Genomic DNA, 20,947 nt, shown 5'->3' on the forward strand with positions numbered 1-20,947 from the left:
TATTTTTTAACCGGAGACGCTGTAATATAATGTACGCACAAAGAAGACTGAAAAAATATTCCTCGCTAACCGGTACAACCCGCATCTTTCGATTCGACCATACGGTTACTTTAGGTTTTTGTCTACTTATTTCAGGACACGACTTCCCTTTCTTTTATTCGTTCAATATATATCGAATGAATAATACACTATTATCAAATGAATAAAGCATATATGTCTTCTTTGCGTTTGATATATATCAAACGAATCACTTATACTGTAACCAGGCTGAGTTATATACAAGTATATACAGAAAACGAAGGAAGGAAAAAGGTATCTATATAGCCCCACCTGGCCCTTTTGCCTTTGCTATAATAGGTAGTAATAAAGTCTATACCAAAGTTCTAACAGCAAATAGACATATCTCCCGAAATAATTCAAGGTAAAAGAATGGTTAGTATCAATAAGTTAACTATATTTGCTGTCTGATAAAAACTTACGAAATATAGATATGAAACAATTTTTTAAAATGATGTTCGCCTCAGCACTAGGTGTTTTTGTTGCTGTTGGCCTGATTTCCATTGTATTTGTATTCACTCTGATTGGTATTGCAGCCAATGTAGGCAGTACTCCTGATTACACCCCAAAAAGCAATACCGTATATAAATTAACGTTTGAAGGAAACCTCTCCGACAATACCGAAGAAAACCCAATCGCTATGCTGATGGGTGAAACAGATAAGTCTCTTTCATTAAAAGATATTCTTTCCTCTATCCAGACTGCCAAAGAGAATAAAAATATTAAAGGTATATATATAGAAGCAAAAGGTCTTAGCACCGGTTCTGCCAGTCTCGAGGCCATACGTAGAGCATTAAACGATTTCAAAGAAAGCGGAAAATTCATTGTTGCTTATTCTGACAATTATACGCAGGGTTGCTATTATCTATGTTCTGTTGCCGATAAAGTCTTCCTGAATCCACAAGGTACATTAGGACTTGTCGGAATGGCTTCACAAACGATGTTCTATAAAGATTTATTAAAAAAGGTCGGCGTAGAAATGATGATATTTAAAGTCGGAACTTACAAGGGCGCTGTTGAACCGTTCATGCTCGACAAACTAAGTGACGCCAACCGTGAACAAATCCAATCATATATAAGTACCATTTGGGACAATGTAACCAACGGCATTGCCGAATCCAGAAAAATCCCGGTTGCCGACATCAATAATTTTGCCAATCAAGGCTATGCTTTCGCTGCGGCTGAAAAAGCTGTCGAATGCGGCCTGATAGACGAATTGAAATACCGTCCCGAAGCCGAAGAATTCGTAAAAGAGCTGGCTGGACAAAGCGACAAACGCCTACAGACTGCCAGCCTCTCAAATATGAAAAGCATCAAAACCATCAGTCGTGAAAAGGCAGACCGTATAGCAATCCTGTATGCAGAAGGCGAAATCAAACCCGAAACTCCCTCTTCACCTTATAATACGGAACAGGCTATTACGGAGAAAGTAGCTTCCGAACTTATCAAGTTAAAAAATGATGAAAACGTAAAAGCCGTTGTTTTCCGTGTCAACTCACCAGGTGGAAGTGCCTTCGTATCCGAACAAATCTGGCGCCAGGTCATTGAATTGAAAAAAGTAAAGCCGATTGTTGTTTCCATGGGCGATGTAGCCGCCTCGGGAGGTTACTATATTTCGTGTGCCGCCAGCAAAATTGTAGCTGAACCCAACACGCTTACCGGTTCTATCGGTATTTTCGGTATTTTCCCGAACGTAACGGGTTTATTCGATAAACTGTCGCTTACTACCGATATTGTAAAAACAAATACATACGCAGATTTGGGAGACATGAGCCGTCCGATGCGTGAAGATGAAAAAGTCCTGATTCAATCATTTGTTGAGAGAGGATATGACACATTCATTACCCGTTGCGCCGATGGCCGCGATATGAGCAAGGAAGCAATCAACGAAATAGGACAAGGACGCGTTTGGACCGGCGAACAAGCAAAAGAACGTGGCCTAGTTGACGAACTCGGAGGTATAGATAAAGCTATCGAGACTGCTGCCTCTTTAGCCGACCTGACTGATTACAGCCTGACTTATGTTTCCGGTTCCAAAGATTTCTGGAAAGAATTCATCGAAAAACAGCTCGGTGAAGTAAAAGTTTCTGTTGTAAAAAGTGTATTGGGCGAAGAATATGAGTATTTCAAAACACTGAATAATATCAAATCGACAACCGGAGTCCAGGCGCGACTTCCTTATGATGTTAAACCATTATAATCCGAGATGCCGACAGAAAACGACATAAAAATACACTCTCTGCTTTCTCCCTTTTCCTTCCTGTATGGAATAGGAGTCCGGTTCCGCAATCAGCTGTTCGACTGGCGACTGCTGTCTTCGGAGTCATATCCTATACCTATTATATGTATTGGGAATCTGGCTGTGGGAGGAACGGGGAAAACACCCCATACCGAATATATCATCCGATTATTAAAGGATGATTACAGGATAGCCGTGCTCAGCCGGGGATATAAACGAAAATCTTCCGGTTTTATTCTGGCAAACGAGCAAAGCATAAGCCACGAGATTGGTGACGAACCTTATCAGATGAAACATAAGTTTCCCGATATTCTCGTGGCCGTAGATGCCGACCGTCGCGAAGGTATCGGTAAGCTGCTGGCTCTTCCTGAAGAACAGCGTCCGCAAGTCATCCTTCTTGACGATGCCTATCAGCACCGTTACGTCGTCCCTTCATTCTCCATCGTCCTGACTGACTACCATCGTTTGTTCTACAACGACAAGCTACTCCCCGCCGGTCGCCTGCGTGAACCTATCTGCGGAATACGCCGGGCAGATATGGTTATCGTCACCAAATGCGAGGAAGATATGAAACCTATCGAGTACCGCATCATTGAAGAAAACATGAAGTTGCTGGCCCACCAGTCCATCCACTTCACGCATATCGCTTACGATGAAATTAAACCGGTATTCGGGAATCAGGGCAAACCGCTCAGCCGGAAAGACATTCAAAAAGAAGACGAACTGCTGGTTATATCCGGCATCGCTTCTCCCGAAGGGTTCATCAAAGAAGTCGGAAAGTTTTCCGACAAGGTAACACCGCTGATTTTTCCGGACCATCATGCCTTTGAAAAATCCGATATACGACGCATTAAAAATACCTTTGATAAAATGAAGTCATCCGCCAAATACATTCTGGTTACAGAAAAAGATGCCGCCCGGCTATTGGATAATCCGCACATTCCGGAAGATTGGAAAACGTGCATGTATTATTTGCCGATTACCATCGAATTCTGCCTGGACAAGAAATTTGACGATGAAATCAAAAAACATATAACAACTTTCCATAAAGATAATTTGTTACGATAAATAAAAGATGAGCAAAAGAACAGAAATTGCAACATTAGGCGAATTTGGTTTAATCCGCCACCTTACAGAAAAGATAGAGTTAAAAAACGAAAGTACAGTAAAAGGCGTTGGCGATGATGCCGCAGTACTAGACTATAAGGAAAAGCAGGTATTGGTAACAACCGACCTTTTACTTGAAGGCATTCACTTCGACCTGACGTATGTTCCGCTGAAACACCTGGGATATAAATCAGCAGTCGTCAACTTCTCCGATATTTATGCAATGAACGGAAAACCGAAACAGATAACGGTCTCCCTCGGTATATCCAAACGTTTTTCGGTAGAAGAACTGGAAGAATTCTATTCGGGTCTCCAACTGGCCTGTGATATTTATGGAGTTGACATTGTAGGCGGTGATACTTCCGCATCATTGACCGGCCTGTGCATCAGCATTACGTGTATCGGTGAAGGTGAAAAAGAAAAAATAGTCACCCGTAACGGAGCTAAAGATACCGACCTTGTCTGCGTATCCGGAGACCTGGGAGCCGCCTATATGGGTTTGCAGTTGCTTGAAAGAGAGAAAAGGGTATTTAAAGGAGAAAAAGAATTTACCCCCGACTTCACCGGCAAGGAATATCTACTGGAACGCCAGTTAAAACCGGAAGCCCGCAAAGACATCATCGAGTTGCTTGACAAGGCCGGCATTGTCCCTACCTCCATGATGGACATTTCGGACGGCCTTTCTTCCGAATTACTTCATATATCAAAGCAAAGCAATGTAGGTTGCCGTATCTACGAAGACCGCATTCCTATCGACTACCAGACAGCGGCTATGGCAGAGCAGTTCAACATGAATTTATCGACGGCAGCCTTGAATGGCGGCGAAGATTATGAGCTCTTGTTCACCGTTCCCCTAACCGTCCACGACAAAGTATCTGAAATGAAGGGAGTTAAAGTCATCGGTCACATCACCCGTCCCGAGCTGGGCAATTATCTGGTAGGCCGTGACGGTGGAGAAGTTGAACTGAAAGCCCAGGGCTGGAATTCACTTAATGAATAATTTTTATCATTTTTTCCACCAAACTATTGCATATTAAAAAAAAGTCCGTACCTTTGCACTCGTTAAACAAAACAACGGTGCCATAGCTCAGTTGGTAGAGCAAAGGACTGAAAATCCTTGTGTCCCCGGTTCGATTCCTGGTGGCACCACTTTTAAAAGACTTCTAATTTGGTAAATCCCTGAAAATTAAACATTTCAGGGATTTTCTTTTTCTCCCAATCCGCATATTTTTGGCAGAATTACGCACTTCCGCTGTGCTAAATCGTGGACAATTTTAGTCTCGAAAAAAATGTCCACGAATTGTACCGTAAGTCGTTGATTGTCTTATTGTTTAATTCTTGCTATTCTGCACGATTCAGTAACTTTAAACATTATTTTTTTAGAGTATGAAACGACAGACTTTCAACGTGCTGTTCTTCATCCGCAAAACAAGAACAGTAAAATCAGGTGAAACACCTATCATGTTGCGGATAACTATTCAAGGTCAATTAGCTGAAATGCAGCTAAAACGAACCGTTAAGCCTGAACTTTGGTCACAAGCTAAAGAACGGTGTACAGGTAAAGATTCTAAATCTGTAGAAGTAAACCGTTATCTTGAATCGGTAAAATTACGCTTGTATGAGATTCATCGGACTTTGGAAAACGAAAACAAACTAATTAATCCGATGGAGATTAAAAGACGTTTTCTCGGACTGGATGAAAAACATAAGATGTTCTTTGAAGTATTCCAAGAACATAACGACAAATGCAGGGAACTGATAGGCAAGGATTATGCAAAGGTCACTATCTCCCGTTTTGATACATGCTTGAAGTATTTTAAAGAAATGCTTCTAAAACAGTATCATCTAAAGGATATTCCGATGAAAGAAATAAATAATGCCATCATTCAGGATTATATTCATTTCTTGAAGTCGAAAAAGAATCTGCAAGAGAATACCGCTATCCGCTACATGAAAGCAGTCAAGAAGATTACTAACATGGCTCTTGCAAATGACTGGATAGACAAGAATCCGTTTATGAATATCCACTTCCATGAACAGGAAGTACATAAGGAGTTTCTAACCAAAGAAGAATTAGAGATTTTGCGAACTAAAGTTTTCAATGTACCACGTTTGGAATTGGTGCGTGATATTTTCTTATTTCAGTGTTGGACTGGGTTAGCGTTCATAGATGTATCGGAATTGAAGCCCGAACATTTGGTAACAGATAATCAAGGGAACGTCTGGATAAGAAAATCTCGCCAAAAGACAAAAGTCATGTGTAATATTCCGCTTTTGGATATTCCGTTAGCGATATTGGATAAGTACAAAGGCTATCCGCTTTGCGAAAATAAAGGCACATTATTGCCCGTTCCATGCAATCAAAAGGCAAACAGTTATTGTGCGCCCGTAAAGGTTGCGTAATGAATGTCTCTTTAGCAAGAGACTAGACTAGGTTCTAAGTCTACTCCCAACCGACTTATCCGTAGGGAAAACCCAATGGGGAGTGTCGCATGTCGGTTGCAGCATGGCCGCTTTAATTGCCAAGGGCGAGTGCATCGCTGGGGAGAAAGACAGACACGAGGATGAAGCCTATACTGGTTGAATGATAGTTCAGTGGGGCATGTTGGACCTGTGACGCAAGGCAGTTGTATTGTCACACCGTAGCTTTCTCATTTGTCAGGTAACCTTTTGAGAGCATAGGGCATCGCTACGGCGCAACCGCAATAAGCGGAGAAAAGAACGAAAGTCGCATCCGACAGCCTGTCGCGCTAATAGTCATTACGAAACTAAACGGGGATTTCCTAAGTCGGGATGCCTATGAAAACATGGGCTATGTATGAAGATACTGAATACCCGATATGGAAACGGAGCTTCCGTAGTAGTCCGAGCAAGGTAACGCCTTGTACATGGCCAAGGGAAGCAGTTGTCAACTTAATACAAACTAAGGAAAACGTGTGAGACGTATGAGAGATCCACAGCAAGTATTAAACGCTTTATGCGAACATAGTAAAGATTCGGATTACCGATATGAAAGGCTCTACCGAATTCTGTTTAATGAGGAAATGTTCTTCATAGCCTATCAGCGTAAATATGCCAATCAAGGTAATATGACGCCCGGCAGCGATGGTAGAACCATCGACCGAATGAGCATTGACCGCATACAGAAAATAGTGGCAAGTCTGAGGGATGAATCTTATCAGCCCCATCCTGCCCGTCGAGTATACATTCCTAAAAAGAATGGAAAGAAACGCCCGCTAGGCATTCCATCTTTTGAGGATAAACTCGTGCAGGAAGTGGTACATATGATTCTGGAAGCCATTTACGAGGGACACTTTGAGGATACCTCGCATGGTTTCCGTCCAAACAGAAGTTGCCACACTGCATTGAGAGACATTAAGGTTACATTCAAAGGGACGCGATGGTTTATTGAAGGTGACATAAAAGGCTTCTTTGATAATATTGACCATAATATTATGATCGATATCCTCAGAGAACGCATCTCCGATGAACGGTTCCTGCGTTTAATCCGCAAATTCTTAAATGCAGGCTATATGGAGAAATGGACATACAACAATACTTACTCGGGAACACCACAAGGTGGCATCATCAGCCCTATATTGGCTAATATCTACCTTGATAAGTTCGACAAGTATATAAAGGAGTATGCCGAAAATTTCAATAAAGGCAAAGGACGGAGGCTAACCTGTGAATATCAACGTAATCGGAATAAGAGAAATGCATTACGATGGAAACTGGAAGACGAAACGGATGAAAACCGTAAAGCTGAACTGAAATCAAAAATTGCCCGGCTGCGCAAGCAGATGTTGGATATTCCAGCAATAAGGGACATGGATGATACATTCAAAAGATTGAAGTATGTAAGGTATGCTGATGACTTCCTTATTGGAATGATTGGCAGCAAGGAGGAATGCAAGATTGTCAAAGCCAACATTACGACTTTCATGAGAGAAAAGCTCAAACTGGAGATGTCGCAGGAGAAGACTTTAATCACCAATGCACAAGAACCTGCAAAATACCTTGGATATGAAATCATGGCACGCCGTTCTATGGATCATACACGCACACGGAGTGGGCTACAACGCCGTCCGTGGCTGGGAACAATTGTGTTGAATGTATCTTACGAAACCGTACTTAAGCGCCTTCAATCCTATGATGCCGTGCGTATCACACAAGTTAATAGGAAAGAGACTCTTAAGCCTTCGTCTCGTAAGTATATGGTAAATAGACAAGACGCAGATATTCTGGCGCAATACAATCTTGAATTGCGGGGATTCTACAACTTGTAATAAGCAAATTTTAAATCGACATTTTTCGGTAAAGTTAAATCGACATATGATATTCGAGACCCTCCGTTTATAATATTGATTGTCTTAGGATACTGGTCATCTTTGGCTGGGGGTACCCCCAGCCAAAGATGAGTCTTTTCCGGTTTCAAAAATAGATTTTCGATTTCCCATCCGATAGCTTTGTCCCGAGAGTTTTATTACCTCGCAGTGATATAATAATCGGTCAAGTATAGCGGAAGCGAGTACTTCATCATCCAGTGTTTTTGCCCACTCTGTTGGTGCCTTGTTGGTAGTGATTATCAGCGATGCTTTCTCGTGAAGCGTGTTGATTAGGTTGAAAAATCCTGCAGCATCTTCTTTCTTCACCGGGAAGAGCATGATGTCGTCGATGGCTACCAGATCGGCTTTGAGCAGACGGTTATAGGCACTCATGGCTGAAGGCATCAGGCTTTTCATCTTAATGGTGTTTATGACATCCTCCATCGTAACCATATATGCTTTGTATCCTTGTCCTACGGCCTCATATACGAGGCCTGCGGCGATAAAGGTCTTGCCTGTACCCGATGGTCCCATAAGTATCAGGTTGTAATTCTGCTCGAGCCATCCAAGTCGGCGCAGATCGCGTAGTCTGGGGGCGGTTATACCTTGCGAGTAGTTGTGGTCAAAAAGGTCGAGATCATGCCTTGCCGGCAGAGCCGCCGCTTTCAGACGTCGTTGGAAGTCTTTGCTGTCCCTCTCTTGCACCTCACGGGCCAGCAGGTCATGAAGGAACTCTACATGGGTCTTTCCTTGTTCCTGTGCCAGATGAGCCTCGGATTCCAACAGACGTGGAAGGGCGTATAGCCGCAGGCGTGAGCACAAGCTTCTGATTTGTTCGTTGATTGTCATACGAAGAGTGTATTAAAGATTGATATATCTGTTTTCTCAGGGGTCATGCCGGAGGTGTCTGCCTGGGGTAAAGGTTCCGTTTCCGTCCGCACCTCGATAAGAGCCTCCCCATTATGGACTCTAAGGTACTCGGCTACCTCCATCAGGCGGCATCCGTTAAAGACGCCTGCCTCAAGGCATTGAGTGAAAGACCGGGTAAGTGTGGCATTGGAGTATGCCCCATGCCGGCGGGCTATGAACTGGAGGTTGTCGCGATAGTTGCGAGCCTTATGTACGCGCAGTTGTGAGAGGTATTCGTCAACCACTGCGCTCTGGGGAAGCTCCTTGCGCACAGAAGCCTCATAGTCGTTCAGTGAGGCTTCTCGGTCACGCCGGTGCGAGGTGTTGCTGATCAGGCGTCCCTTGTCACCGCTTATCTTGTGACTGGCAAGGGGTTTGCCCGTATCATGGCTATAGATGTGCAGTTTGCCTTCTTTTTCTTCCAGATAGACAAGCGTCTGATAGCCGCGGTAAGTTCCCGTAGGAACGGTGTAATAGTTGCCCCTGTAATTTATCACGTTGTCCTTGCGCACATGATGTGGCACGAGCTTTTCACAAGGTACTGTAGGGACTCCTTTATAAGGCATGAGATATGTTTTTTCCCTCTCGAACTCATCGGAAGGGACACGACGTATGCCGTGGTGTTCCGTACCGTTGGCTGTACGTTCCAGCCAGCTCAGGACATCCTTGTTCAGCAGGTCGATGTCGATAAACTCACGACCGCGAAGGAAGTTGTACTTCACATATTTGACCACGTTCTCTATCTTACCCTTACTTTGGGGATCGGACTTATGGCAGAATACGGGCTCGAAGCCATGTTCCCGAACCAGGGCACGGAAGCTGCTGGTAAGCACCAGATCGCCAAGGTTTTCCTTAACTAGCAATACCTTGTCCTGATCATAAATGATTTTCCGGGGTATACCTCCGAAGTGCTCAAAGGCCAGTTCATGGGCATAGACAGCAAGTGCGGTGGTAAACGGTGTCCGGCTAAAATACACGAACTTGTACCTGCTCCGGCTCAGGGACACCGCAAAGAAATAGACTTTTAGAGACTGCCCCTGAGAGGTTCGCATCCAGCGCTCGCCGAAATCACATTGGGCGTATTCTCCATAAGGAGTCTCAGGCTGCTTCTCATAGGGACGGTAACTCTTTTCCACCTCTTTGGGCAGATTATGTGTCAAACGAATTCGGTTGATGAAGTTGAAAACCGTTTTGGGAGTAACTGCCGGAAGATCCACAAAATTCTCCTTTAACCTGTCATGGATCTGAGGGGCGGACAGAAAAGGCCATTTAACAAGCTCCTCCACTACATAAGTCTCGTAAGCGTCAAGCTTATGCCCGTAATGCCGGTCATAGCTCTGGCTAGATATGAACTCATCTTCTGTCATAGACAGATACTTGGACACCGTCTGACGGTGAAGGCCTAAAGACAAACCTATCTGGCTTTTGTTTAGGCCGGATGAAAATAATTCTTTAACTTTGTTCCACATTAGATACTTCTTTAATTTGGAAGTCTCGGTCATAGCATTGTAATTAATAGTTGGCACTACAAAATTACAATGCTATTTTTTTCTAATCATGTCGATTTTACTTTTCCGATTTTTGACGAGACAAAGTTACCGATTACACAACTACTATTCCATTGCGGACAACATCAGTTATTGGAGGTGGAAGTTTAATTATTTCATGAAGTACAGCATACTTAAAACGCTCGGTCGAAAACACAAAAGAACCGTCGGACAAATACTCGAAAAGTATAGGGACGGGACGGATGTGGTTATCCCTTATAAGGATAATAAAGGAAACGAGAAACAAAGAGTATGGTATAACGGTGGGTTCAGATGCAAACGTTTCACAGACATCTATGAGGATAACCATTACGACAATATACCGAACACGATGTATCTTCCTGCCCCACACTTGTGGAAAGGCTCAAAGAGAGAAGATGTGAACTATGTGGAAAAATGGGAGACCTTGTGATGTATCACGTACGTAACATCAATCAACTGAAAGCTGATACAAGATGGAATACCATGATGATTAAACGACATCGTAAAACATTAGCGGTCTGTCACGACTGTGATGCATTAATCCACAAAAGCTATGGAAACTAGAGTTATGTTGACAATGGAGAGCCGTATACATGGAAACATGTACGTACGGTTCGGGGGCAGGTTAGTGGAAACTTACCACCGCAAGGTGGCAAAGCGCTGCTGGCCTAGCCTACTGAAAGAAATTGCCGACCTGTGCGGAATTAGAAAAAATCTGACCACGCACACCGCAAGGCATAGTTTTGCCTCGGTTATTGCACTGTCTAACAACGTGTCACAGCCGAATGTGGCTAAGATGTTAGGGCATTCATCCACCCGAATGACACAACATTATGCAAAGGTTTTAGACCAAACGATATTAAAAGACATGCAAGCTGTTGAAAAGCTACTTTCGGTATAAAAAGGATAGCTAAGCTCTCATAAACTAAAATCAGCCTCGCCACAATTGCAGCGAGGCTGATTTGGTTAAAAAGGAAAGTTTGACATATTCCCTTTACAATTCATCTTATCGATGATGCGCAGAGAACTGTATCATCTCATCGAGCATTTGCTTTAATTCCTCATTATTGTATTCAGGCTTAATGATATTTTTACTATCTAATAATCCTGATTTAAAATCTCTGTTTAAAGCTGGTTTATCTCTAATATCATCAGCGGGAATAATCCATGCCTTATAGCCTATAGATGAATAATCTTTAAGAAATTTATTATAATCATCTTTTTTATCTCCATCGAAAAGGGCACCAATATAAGAAAAACCGAGACATTTCAAAATATATGCGATTTGCGTTATACTACTTGCCCCTCCTGCTCCAAAACCCCAAAAAGCAATGTCATTAGGTAAATCTAACTGCTTCAAAATTTTTGGGAGAAGCAAAACATCTTCTTGTCCTTCTGTTATTATAAAACCATCTTCCGCAAAAAAACACGAACGTGCATCAATTCCGATAGTATGAGGATTATAAATATTGCTATTATAAGATGCGAAGTATTCACGGCATACATCGTCAATACAAGCAATTACAGAACTATTCTCTCTTTCAAAAACTCTAGCTATTTCTCCTTTGTTTATCGCAGCTTCCACAGAAACCATATTTGCTGAATGAGTAGAAATGACTACTTGTACAGATTTCGTTAATTCTAAAATTTCATTTAGCAAACGTATCTGTAGTTGGGGATGTAAACTCAATTCAGGTTCATCAATAACAATCAGTTCATCTGGCTTTGCTTCAAAAAGCGCATCTACAATAAAAAGTAAACTAACAATACCTTCTCCCAAACCATCTGAATTGTGGTATATAGTATCAGCTTTCTTTACTTTTACATAATAATTTCCCGAGTCATCCTGGTCAATAGTCCAATGTAACTCTTTCCCTAATATTTTCCAAAATAATTTATTAAATTCAGCAGAATGTTTATTTGCATCAAACAATCTATATGTAAAATTATTCAACTGACTACCTCGAAATTGACTAATTTCAGGATTTTGAATAAAAGTATTTCTATCCCATAAATTTCTTGAAAAGTAAGGATTAAAAACTCTTCTCGATGGTAAATAATATATTTTAGGTTTTTCTGTTGGTCCATTCCATTCTGTTTCACTACCTCCACCCACAACAGAAGCTAAAGTTCCATGCTTATGTTCATATGCAATTTCAATTGAAACTTTATCTCCTGCCAATTTGTTTCTTTTTCCTTCCGTGAAAGAAACGTCATTCATTGCTATTTTTGAAAAACACTCAACAAGGGTAGATTTTCCACCACCATTAGGTCCTATTAGCACTGTCAATCCACTTCCTCTTTTACCATTAGGAATCGCAAGTTTTAAACTCTGCTTTTGAGCAAATCCTCGATAACCATGACAACTTATCTTTTCTATCATACTATTTGCTATAAAATTATCTTAGAAGCAAAGATAATATCTAAAAGAATAAAAATTAATTATTTATGGTACTTTTTTAATAAGATAACAATATTTCAAAGCTTCAGAATTTCATTTTCGATAATAGCTATTTAATAAATCTGTTATATCACTTTCCCGATAAATGATTTTTCCCGGAAGCTGCACATATCCCAGCAGTCCCGTATTTCTGTAATCCTGCAAAGTCCGTTTACTGATACACAGTTTTTGGCAGACTTCCTCACCCGTCAGGTAATGTTCGCCACCCAGTACCGGACGATAATTCGTTATCATGTATTCCACATTCTCCAACACCCGGTCAAGGGATGAAAACAATACTTGTGTTGTATTGGAATCTTTCGTTATCAAATCCATAGGGTCTATTTTTTAGAGTTATTTTTTACGTGATTTTGCATAAAGGTTTCCACATCCGAAACCTTATAATAAATCTTGTTATTGATTTGCGAATAAGGTAATTTGCCCGTATCACGATAAGTTTGCATCGTCCGGGCAGACACGTTCAGCAAACGGCAGGTTTCACAGTTATCCAGCCACTTATCCTGTTTTCTTCGCAAAGGAGTACAAAGAGCATCCATACGATGGATAAAGTGGTTAAACTTTTCCTGCCAAAGCTCGAATATTTTCTTTTCAATGGTTACTATTTCCATATTTCATTATATTTTGATTTTACTTCTTTTTTCTTGTTTGATGCAAATATATAACCTTGAATAATAGCTTGTTTCAGACTGTCCGCAGATGTCCTTATATGTCCTCACTTGTCCTATCAGCATATTGAAAAGCATAAGAACAGTTGCAAAAAGTAAATGATATAAAGATTTCCGTTCACATTCCATTTCCTAATATAATAAGGTGAAGAACACAAACGAACTTTCATGGTCTGATAGTATTTTGAAGCAGAGCCGAGCAAAGTAATTCCAAACGCCTGACACTTTGTTTTTTACCATTTTTTCTTATTTTATTTGTGGTGCTAATTCAAAAAACAAAGCACCATGAACAATCCTTTTGAAGAAATTTTCAAGCGGCTGGAAAACATCGAAAAAATGATTTCCCCCGTAATCAGTTCTTCATCCGAAGAACCGGACAGCAGGCAATTTGTTTTAGTCAAAATATCCGTAGCCAGCCGGATAACCGGATATTCAGTTAATTACCTCTACCACTTAGCCAGCAGCGGAGCGATACCATGTGTCAAGCGTGGACGCTCCTTACGTTTCGATGTGGACGAGTTGCAGCGGTGGATGCAGCAACAATATGTACCAGCTTCCAACAAACTATCCGATGAAAGAGAAAAGAGATAACGAAGCGGAACACATCGAGGGTAGGTTATCCAAGAACGAGCGCATCGAAAGGCTGCTTAATTCCTTGTACGACTTCCGGTTTAATATTGTGAAAAGCCGAACAGAATACCGGGTTATACATGCTTCCGGTTTGTATCAGCCAGTCACGAAGTTTGCTTTGAACTCTTTCAGGCGCAAACTGGATGTTACCGCAGGCGTTGCCACCTCTGCCGAAAACATCCGTATGATATTGGAAAGCGATTTCGTAAGTAAGGTGCATCCCATACGGGAATACCTTACTGCCCTACCCTTGTTGAATCCTGCCGGACATGGATATATCAAAAAACTATTGAACACGGTGCAAGTAGCCAATCCCGGCAAGTGGGAGGAGTATTTTACGAAATGGCTTGTCGGTGTGGTAGCCAATGCCATGAATGATACAGGCTGTCAAAACCATACTTGTTTAGTTCTTACTGGCGACAAGCAGGGGCAGTTCAAAACATGGTGGCTGGATAACCTTTGCCCGTCACCGTTAAAAAATTATCTATTTACCGGGAAGATAGAGCCACAGAGCAAAGATATTCTGACACTGATAGCCGAGTACTTGTTTATCAACATCGACGACCAGCTAAAGGAACTCAACAAGCAGAATGAAAACGCACTAAAGAACCTGATAACCACCCCGGCAGTCAAGTATCGCAGACCGTATGATATTTACATAGAAGAATATCCGCATTTAGCCAGCTTCATGGCTTCGGTGTGGAAAATCCACTCAAAGTAGCCCCTTTAATTCAGAGCAATTTGACCCCTGTTAAATTTTTCCATTCTTCCATCCTGTTCATTCTTGTTTTCTTCGTATTCTTCCTGTCAGTTATGCCGGGTTCTACATTAAATTTCGTTTATAAATATAACGATTCTTTTTTACTTTTACATTTGCGTAGCGACTCTCCGAAGAGCTCTATACGTATAGCCTGATGTACAATTCTGTCCAGAACGGCATCGGCAATCGTCTTTTCTCCAATAACGTCATACCAATCCCTTACCGGGACCTGTGATGTTATGACGGTGGATTTTTTACCATGCCTGTCCTCTATGATATCCATCAGGTTCATCCGCCCTTGGGAATCGAAGGGTTGTATGCCAAAATCATCCAGTATAAGCATATCCAACCTCTCGATTTTCTTGAGTTCTTGCAGGATTGTACCTTTTGCCTTGGCAACCTTAAGCATCCCCATAAGTCTGGATGTGTTGGCGTATAGTACTTTATATCCTTTCTGGCAAGCCTGGAAGCCAAAAGCGGTTGCCAGATAACTTTTTCCTGTTCCGGCACTTCCGGTAATAAACATGTCTTTGCGTTCCCTGACAAACGTAAGGTCAGCCAAACGCTGGGTAAGATTCTTGTCCAGCCCCCTTTCCACTGAGAAGTCTATTTCTTCAATGGTGGCCTTGTATCTGAAGGAGGCCTGACGGATAGCTCTCTCTACCGCGCGGTTTCTGCGGTCATCCCATTCACTTGAGACCAGCCATGAGACGAACTGGTCGGTAGTCATGCTCTCTGTCCGATGTGTTTCCAAACTTGTTTTAAAGGCATAATACATACCTTTAAGATTCATTCCTAACATCTTTTCCAATGTGTCCTGATTCATTTCCATATTGTATCTGGTTGGTTTATTGATAATATTCTTTTCCTCTGATATTCTCATGGGAAGGCATCTCCGTTTCTTGCCCGGCACTGTCTTCCAACGGGAACTCATCCTGCCGGTTGTTAAGGATGCGCTCGATGATGGGATAATTGTACAGACCGTAACTTGTAGCCCAACGGCAGGCATTGGTCAATCGGGTGTTGCCGACCCTGCGTGCGAAGCTAAGAATGCCCTGACACGATTTATAGGCTTGCTCCGGATGCTTTTTCTCTTCCATAACCTGACGGATATATGCCTCCACATCCGGATGAATAGCCGCCGCTTCACGTATAAATTTATCCGGGTTCCATTCCGTGATATAGCGATGGTGTGAAGCCAGGTGCTCTTCCAGGGTCGTGTACCGGCAACGGGCCCTGTTGCGGGTATGGGAAGCAATCAGCTCGTAGCCGTAATAGATGCATACCTCGCGTGAGGTATATAACAAGATGACCTTCTTGCCTATATAGCCGCAAGGCACACTGTAGTAATGGGCGTCTTCCCCCAGGCGGACATGACCGTTTTTCATCACGGTAGCCCTGTAACGCTGTTTGAGTTCAAAACGGATGGGATTGAGCTTGCGTAAAGAATCACGTTCTATCTCCTCGAACTGTTCCCGTCGACTGTATTTACGGTCTGTCAGCGGAGTGTTGTTGTGGAGTTCCAAGGCGACACGGATAGCCGCGTTCAGTGAATCAAGGTCATAAAACTCGCGTTCCTGTATCTTTGGATAGATACTGCGATAGATCAGTTTAACGGCACCCTCGACCAGTGCCTTGTCACGTGGCTTGTAAGCCCTGGCGGGAATTACGGTACAGCCGTAATGTTCGGCAAAGGCTGCAAAGTCCTCATTCAGGATGGCCTCGTATTTACTGCTCTTAGTAACGGCGGACTTGAGGTTGTCCAGGATGATGGCGGAGGGAGCCCCCTGGTAGTATAACAAGGCGTTTTCCGAAGCACGGATCAAGTCCTCCTTTTTCTGGCTCATGACCGCTTCCACATAGGTTAACTGGCTGCAGGGAAGGATCGCGACAAAAACCTCCACCGGGATGATTTCGCCCGTCTCAAGGTCGATGATGGAGAGTTTGTCACCGGCGAAGTCTATGAACACTTTATCACCGGCCTTGTGTTCAAGATGCATGATGGGACGGCTGCAGGCTATATGCTGCTGAATCAGAATATAGAAGCGGGTGCGTCCGTAACCATCCGGATGGGAAGAGAGGTACTCACGATGTAAAGCCTCACGGGTAACACCTTTCTTCTGAAGCCGCTTGCAATATTCGGGCAACAACGACTTTAGTTCTTCCATCCGTTCGCTTTCTGTCTTTACTCTGGTCTTTTCGTGGAATAACTCCGAGAGTTCCTGGTCCGATAGAGACAGTACTCCTTCATAATCCAAACCGCTGCGCTGAAATACCTGTAAGTATTTCTTGACCGTATTGCGCGAAACGGTTAACATACTGCTGATACTTTTGGTCCCATAACCCTGAGAGTAACAGCGTAACACTTGACGAATCTTTTCCATTCCTAATTGTCTATTGGGCATAACTGACTTTTATTTGTTTTTAACAAACAAAATAGAATTATAGATCGAGTAAACAAGAATGAAACTCACTTTTTAGGGGATCATTTTAAAGTGAATTTAAGGGGGCACTTTCGAGTGAATTTGGGGGATCACTTTAAAGTGAACGGAGGGGGGCAATGGTGAGTGAATTTTCCAGTCATCCCATTAAATAGCATTCAAGTGAAGCTATTGAATAAAAAACATTCCCAGCATTGTGAACTTCTAATTTTTGTGCATCTAAGCAAGAAGTTACCCATGAAGCAGATAAACATCGTATTCCAACTTCCCTACAAGACACAATATCTGAAACTGTATCACCTATATATATCATTTCATCCGGTTGTAACTTATAATCTGCAAGCAATTCCCTAAAATTCTCTGCTTTATTATTTTTGAAAGGATTTCCAGTTTTTACTTTATCAAAACACGTGTCCATATTAAATTGACGTAATGTTATTGTACAACTCTTTTCTCCTTTTCCCGTAACCAAAGCAATAAGAATAGATTTCTTTTTTAACTTCTCAATCAGTTCTGTTATACCGTCAAAAGGACGAGGGCACATTATATGCATTTGTTCGTATATCACGTAGAAGTCATTCAAGGCTTCTTCCCAATTATAACCAACAAGTTTTTTTATCATTCCTTTTTCATTTAGTCCAAAAGTTTCTAAAATATCATTTTCGGATACATCATTAAGAGTAACATAAGGGGTTACTGCCTTTTTTAAGGCTTTGAGGCACATGGGAATTGTATCTCCGATTGTACCGTCTAAATCAAAGGCGACTAATTTAATCATAACCTTACATTTGATTGATTTTCCGTATCACCCGGCAAGGATTTCCTACCGCCAAGCTATTTGCCGGAATATCTTTGGTGACAACACTTCCTGCACCAATCACACTTTTTTGCCCTATTGTCACACCCGGTAAAATAATTACTCCACCGCCAATCCAGCAGCCATCCTCTATCATGACAGGGAGGGCAGAAGTTCGACGGACATATTTACAGCCAGCCGGGGTTTCTGTCAATACAAGCCGTTCATTAAACTCTACCGGGTGAGTTGCCGTATAGATTTGCACATTAGGTGCTACCAGCACATTGTTCCCTATGGTAATCCTATTGCAATCGACAAATGTACAACCGGTATTTACGGTGACATTATCACCGATATGTATATTGCATCCATAATCACATATAAACGAATGACCGACAGAAACATTTGCGCCTATGCTTCCAAACATTTCCTTTAGTACGGCATGTTTTTCAGTCTTTTGTTCATACGGCAAAGAATTGTATTTCATCAACAAGTGATGAGCTTTACTCTTCAAATTCATAAAAAATGGGTCGTGGCAATCATACCATTCACCAGCCAAACATTTTTCCATTTCAGTTTTCATAAGCTATGATTTTAAATATATTGCAAAGTTATACCGATTTTTCGGCTAATTTTAGGTATTATTTTTCGTTATTTTGGTATTAATCCGTTTTTTAGGGCTATATTTATGGCATGAAAAGAGAAAACCTACATCAACCATTCGAAATTAGTTTTAGCGAGCTTGACGAATCCTTGCTAAAAGAGCATGAACATACCTTTTTTGAATTAGTATATATTCTTTCAGGAACAGGCATCCAATGGATTAACAACAATATGTTTCCTTATCATGACGGACATTTGTTTATGATTACTCCCGGAGATACGCATTCTTTCGAAATCCATACAACAACTAAGTTTGTCGACATCAAGTTTAACGACATATATATACATTCTTCTGTTTTCGGTGCTGAAAATATCCAAAGACTGGAGTTTATTCTTCAACATGCTAATCATCAACCCGGTTGTATACTAAGAAATAAAGTAGATAAGCTATTGGTGAAACCCATGATTGAAGCGATTATCAGGGAATATATTAACCGAAATTTATACAGCAAGGAGATTATAACACAAATAATTAATACGATTATTATTGTGGTAGCACGCAATATCGCAATGTTCTTGCCTGAACAGGTGGATGAATGCTCTGAGGACAAATCGCTTGACATATTGCAGTATATTCAAGCAAACATCTATAAAACAGGTAAAATCAGAGCAAAAGATATAAGCCAACATTTTGGCATTTCGGAGAATTATTTAGGACGATATATCAAAAAACATACTAATGAAACTATGCAGCAATACATTTTAAACTACAAACTAAAGTTAGTAGAAAATAGATTATTGCATAGTCAAATGAGAATTTGTGAAATCGTTGAAGAATTGGGATTTACCGATGAGAGCCATCTTAATAAGTTTTTCAAAAAGTATAGAGGATGCAGCCCCTCTAATTTCAGAAAGAACAATTTGAAGTAAACCATATACATATCCTTGTTTTTAGAGTTATTGAAACAATAGAAATGACTATTTTTGCATTATATTTATAGATGTCTATGACAAATACAGAAACCATACAATCACTCATCAATAGCGGAGAAGGCTATAATGTAGAGTTTAAAGTTCGTGTACCTTCAAAAGTTCGTGAACTAACAGAGGAAATTTGCGCTTTCGCTAATGCTGACGGAGGATATTTGCTTATCGGCGTAGATGATAACGGACAGATTATTGGTACAGGTTTGGAAAATGACAAACGTTCAGCCATTCAAGGCTCTATCAGTGAAATATCTCCGGCTCTCCATTGTGATATGTATGCGGTAAATATCGAGGATAAGACAGTATGGGTAATTGATGTTCCGTCTGGGAAAGATAAACCTTATATATTTTCCGGTTCTATCTTTGTGCGTGAGGGAGCAAACTCACAGAAACTTCGTACTGTCGAAGAAATGCGCAGTTTCTTTCAGGAATGCAACAAAATTTTTTTTGATGCTATCCCTTGTTCATGGTTCAACATTTACACAGATGCAGACGAACAAGCGATAAAAGACTTTCGCACGGAAGCAAAGCTAAGTCCATCGACTGCCAACAAACAGATATTTGAGAATTTAGAACTGTTTACGGATAAAGGAGTAGCCAAGAATGGAGCAGCCATGTTCTTTGGGAAACAACCTGAACGAAAGTTTCCACACGCAGTAACAAGATGTATCCTTTTCAAAGGAACAACCAAAGTATATATCATTGATGATAAAACCTTTGGCGGTCCACTATACCAACAATATTTGCAGGCTATGGCATGGCTGGAAAGTAAACTGCAAGTAGCTTATAAAATTGAGGGAGCAGGACCAAGAGAAGAAATTTGGGAAATTCCTCTTACTGTGTTTAAAGAAGCCATTATTAACGCTCTCTCACATCGTGATTATTACGAACAGGGAGCAACCATTACAATAGAAATGTTTGATGACCGGGTAGAGGTTTCTAATCCCGGAGGGCTTTTGCCTATCGTAGCTAAAGATTTCGGGCACAAGAGTATGACACGTAACCCCTTAATCTTTGGATTATTTACCCGCATGCATTTGGTGGAAAGGGTTGCATCCGGTATTCCCCGTATGCAGGAAGCCATGAAAGAAGCTAATCTTCCTGAACCTGAATTTCATACGGACGGGATGTTTACGGTTGTATTCAAACGTCAGGTAAAGAACTATGTCACCAATGGCATAGTAAATGGCATAGTAAATGGCATAGTAAATGAGAATGAGCAAATGATAATAGATTTACTTAAAACGAAACCGGGATTAAATGCTTCGGAAATAGCTGAAAGTATTTCTAAAAGTTGGAGAACAACCATGCGCTATTTAAAGTCATTGAATGAAAAAGAACTGATAGAATTTAGGGGAGCACCTAAAACTGGAGGATATTTTCTAATGAAAAATTAAATTTAAAAATAAAAAGTAATATATTAGTAATGTATAAT

The 20,947-nt window shown here is 41.4% G+C and carries 18 protein-coding genes, 1 tRNA gene and 3 pseudogenes; 13 read left to right on the plus strand and 9 right to left on the minus strand.

The window, feature by feature from the left end:
- The first annotated feature begins 490 nt into the window (after window positions 1-490).
- The 6 genes and pseudogenes from sppA to C825_RS23135 form a co-directional block, all read left to right on the plus strand.
- A complete protein-coding gene (gene sppA, locus C825_RS23110; protein ID WP_016213086.1) occupies window positions 491-2,257 on the plus strand; it encodes a signal peptide peptidase SppA in 1,767 nt (588 codons plus the stop codon).
- Window positions 2,258-2,263: 6 nt separating this feature from the next.
- Window positions 2,264-3,364, plus strand: coding sequence for a tetraacyldisaccharide 4'-kinase (lpxK, locus tag C825_RS23115; RefSeq protein WP_010800354.1), 1,101 nt, complete (start codon window positions 2,264-2,266; stop codon window positions 3,362-3,364).
- 7 nt (window positions 3,365-3,371) lie between these two features.
- The gene (gene thiL / locus C825_RS23120) at window positions 3,372-4,403 is read left to right on the plus strand and encodes a thiamine-phosphate kinase (RefSeq protein WP_007653813.1); all 1,032 of its coding nucleotides are present in this window, start codon (window positions 3,372-3,374) and stop codon (window positions 4,401-4,403) included.
- Between the two features lie 76 nt (window positions 4,404-4,479).
- A tRNA-Phe gene (locus tag C825_RS23125) sits at window positions 4,480-4,552 on the plus strand.
- A 237-nt stretch (window positions 4,553-4,789) separates the two neighbouring features.
- The gene (locus tag C825_RS23130) at window positions 4,790-5,806 is read left to right on the plus strand and encodes a site-specific integrase (RefSeq protein ID WP_010800355.1); all 1,017 of its coding nucleotides are present in this window, start codon (window positions 4,790-4,792) and stop codon (window positions 5,804-5,806) included.
- 542 nt (window positions 5,807-6,348) lie between these two features.
- Window positions 6,349-7,686, plus strand: a pseudogene (locus tag C825_RS23135) (reverse transcriptase/maturase family protein); the annotation flags it as partial.
- A gap of 102 nt (window positions 7,687-7,788) precedes the next feature.
- On the opposite strand, the gene istB (C825_RS23140) reads toward C825_RS23135, so the two are convergent.
- Window positions 7,789-8,580, minus strand: coding sequence for an IS21-like element helper ATPase IstB (gene istB / locus C825_RS23140; RefSeq protein WP_010800357.1), 792 nt, complete (start codon window positions 8,578-8,580; stop codon window positions 7,789-7,791).
- Window positions 8,577-10,109 (minus strand): IS21 family transposase, encoded by a 1,533-nt coding sequence (gene istA / locus C825_RS23145; RefSeq protein WP_010800358.1) that lies wholly within the window; start codon window positions 10,107-10,109, stop codon window positions 8,577-8,579. Before istA (C825_RS23145) ends, istB (C825_RS23140) begins: the two co-directional genes overlap by 4 nt.
- An 88-nt stretch (window positions 10,110-10,197) precedes the next feature.
- Here istA (C825_RS23145) and C825_RS23150 point away from each other — a divergent pair, with 88 nt between their 5' ends.
- The 3 genes and pseudogenes from C825_RS23150 to C825_RS23155 form a co-directional block, all read left to right on the plus strand.
- Window positions 10,198-10,599: a group II intron reverse transcriptase/maturase gene (locus C825_RS23150; RefSeq protein WP_232434961.1), complete on the plus strand. Its 402-nt coding sequence runs from the start codon at window positions 10,198-10,200 to the stop codon at window positions 10,597-10,599.
- Window positions 10,599-10,733 (plus strand): HNH endonuclease, encoded by a 135-nt coding sequence (locus C825_RS27790; RefSeq protein WP_341464108.1) that lies wholly within the window; start codon window positions 10,599-10,601, stop codon window positions 10,731-10,733. The genes C825_RS23150 and C825_RS27790 overlap by 1 nt, the downstream gene beginning before the upstream one ends.
- A gap of 106 nt (window positions 10,734-10,839) precedes the next feature.
- A pseudogene (locus C825_RS23155) lies at window positions 10,840-11,070 on the plus strand (tyrosine-type recombinase/integrase); the annotation flags it as partial.
- Window positions 11,071-11,175: 105 nt separating this feature from the next.
- Here the strand turns inward: C825_RS23155 and C825_RS23160 are convergent.
- The 3 genes from C825_RS23160 to C825_RS23170 form a co-directional block, all read right to left on the minus strand.
- Complete coding sequence (locus C825_RS23160) at window positions 11,176-12,552, minus strand: ATP-dependent nuclease (protein WP_010800361.1); 1,377 nt, start codon at window positions 12,550-12,552, stop codon at window positions 11,176-11,178.
- A 111-nt stretch (window positions 12,553-12,663) separates the two neighbouring features.
- A complete protein-coding gene (locus tag C825_RS23165) occupies window positions 12,664-12,945 on the minus strand; it encodes a helix-turn-helix domain-containing protein (RefSeq protein WP_010800362.1) in 282 nt (93 codons plus the stop codon).
- 5 nt (window positions 12,946-12,950) lie between these two features.
- Window positions 12,951-13,238, minus strand: a complete 288-nt coding sequence (locus C825_RS23170) for a helix-turn-helix domain-containing protein (protein WP_010800363.1) — start codon at window positions 13,236-13,238, stop codon at window positions 12,951-12,953.
- Between the two features lie 342 nt (window positions 13,239-13,580).
- On the opposite strand from C825_RS23170, the gene C825_RS23175 reads away from it, so the two are divergent.
- Together C825_RS23175 and C825_RS23180 are read left to right on the plus strand one after the other, a co-directional pair.
- Complete coding sequence (locus C825_RS23175; RefSeq protein ID WP_010800364.1) at window positions 13,581-13,886, plus strand: helix-turn-helix domain-containing protein; 306 nt, start codon at window positions 13,581-13,583, stop codon at window positions 13,884-13,886.
- Window positions 13,867-14,625 (plus strand): annotated as a pseudogene (locus C825_RS23180) (VapE domain-containing protein); the annotation flags it as partial. The gene C825_RS23175 and the pseudogene C825_RS23180, both read left to right, overlap by 20 nt.
- Before the next feature lie 139 nt (window positions 14,626-14,764).
- On the opposite strand, the gene istB (C825_RS23185) reads toward C825_RS23180, so the two are convergent.
- The 4 genes from istB (C825_RS23185) to C825_RS23200 form a co-directional block, all read right to left on the minus strand.
- Entirely contained in the window at window positions 14,765-15,517 is a 753-nt protein-coding gene (gene istB, locus C825_RS23185) for an IS21-like element helper ATPase IstB (RefSeq protein ID WP_009038478.1), read from the minus strand.
- A gap of 16 nt (window positions 15,518-15,533) precedes the next feature.
- Window positions 15,534-17,069, minus strand: a complete 1,536-nt coding sequence (gene istA / locus C825_RS23190; RefSeq protein WP_044215222.1) for an IS21 family transposase — start codon at window positions 17,067-17,069, stop codon at window positions 15,534-15,536.
- Between the two features lie 196 nt (window positions 17,070-17,265).
- Entirely contained in the window at window positions 17,266-17,904 is a 639-nt protein-coding gene (locus tag C825_RS23195; protein WP_010800367.1) for an HAD family hydrolase, read from the minus strand.
- 4 nt (window positions 17,905-17,908) lie between these two features.
- The gene (locus tag C825_RS23200; protein ID WP_010800368.1) at window positions 17,909-18,505 is read right to left on the minus strand and encodes a sugar O-acetyltransferase; all 597 of its coding nucleotides are present in this window, start codon (window positions 18,503-18,505) and stop codon (window positions 17,909-17,911) included.
- A gap of 110 nt (window positions 18,506-18,615) precedes the next feature.
- Here C825_RS23200 and C825_RS23205 point away from each other — a divergent pair, with 110 nt between their 5' ends.
- Window positions 18,616-19,455, plus strand: a complete 840-nt coding sequence (locus C825_RS23205; RefSeq protein WP_008656803.1) for an AraC family transcriptional regulator — start codon at window positions 18,616-18,618, stop codon at window positions 19,453-19,455.
- Between the two features lie 77 nt (window positions 19,456-19,532).
- Complete coding sequence (locus C825_RS23210; RefSeq protein WP_010800370.1) at window positions 19,533-20,909, plus strand: AlbA family DNA-binding domain-containing protein; 1,377 nt, start codon at window positions 19,533-19,535, stop codon at window positions 20,907-20,909.
- Window positions 20,910-20,947 lie beyond the last annotated feature (38 nt).

This window comes from Parabacteroides sp. ASF519, assembly GCF_000364265.2.
GTDB classification, from domain to species: Bacteria; Bacteroidota; Bacteroidia; order Bacteroidales; family Tannerellaceae; genus Parabacteroides; species Parabacteroides goldsteinii.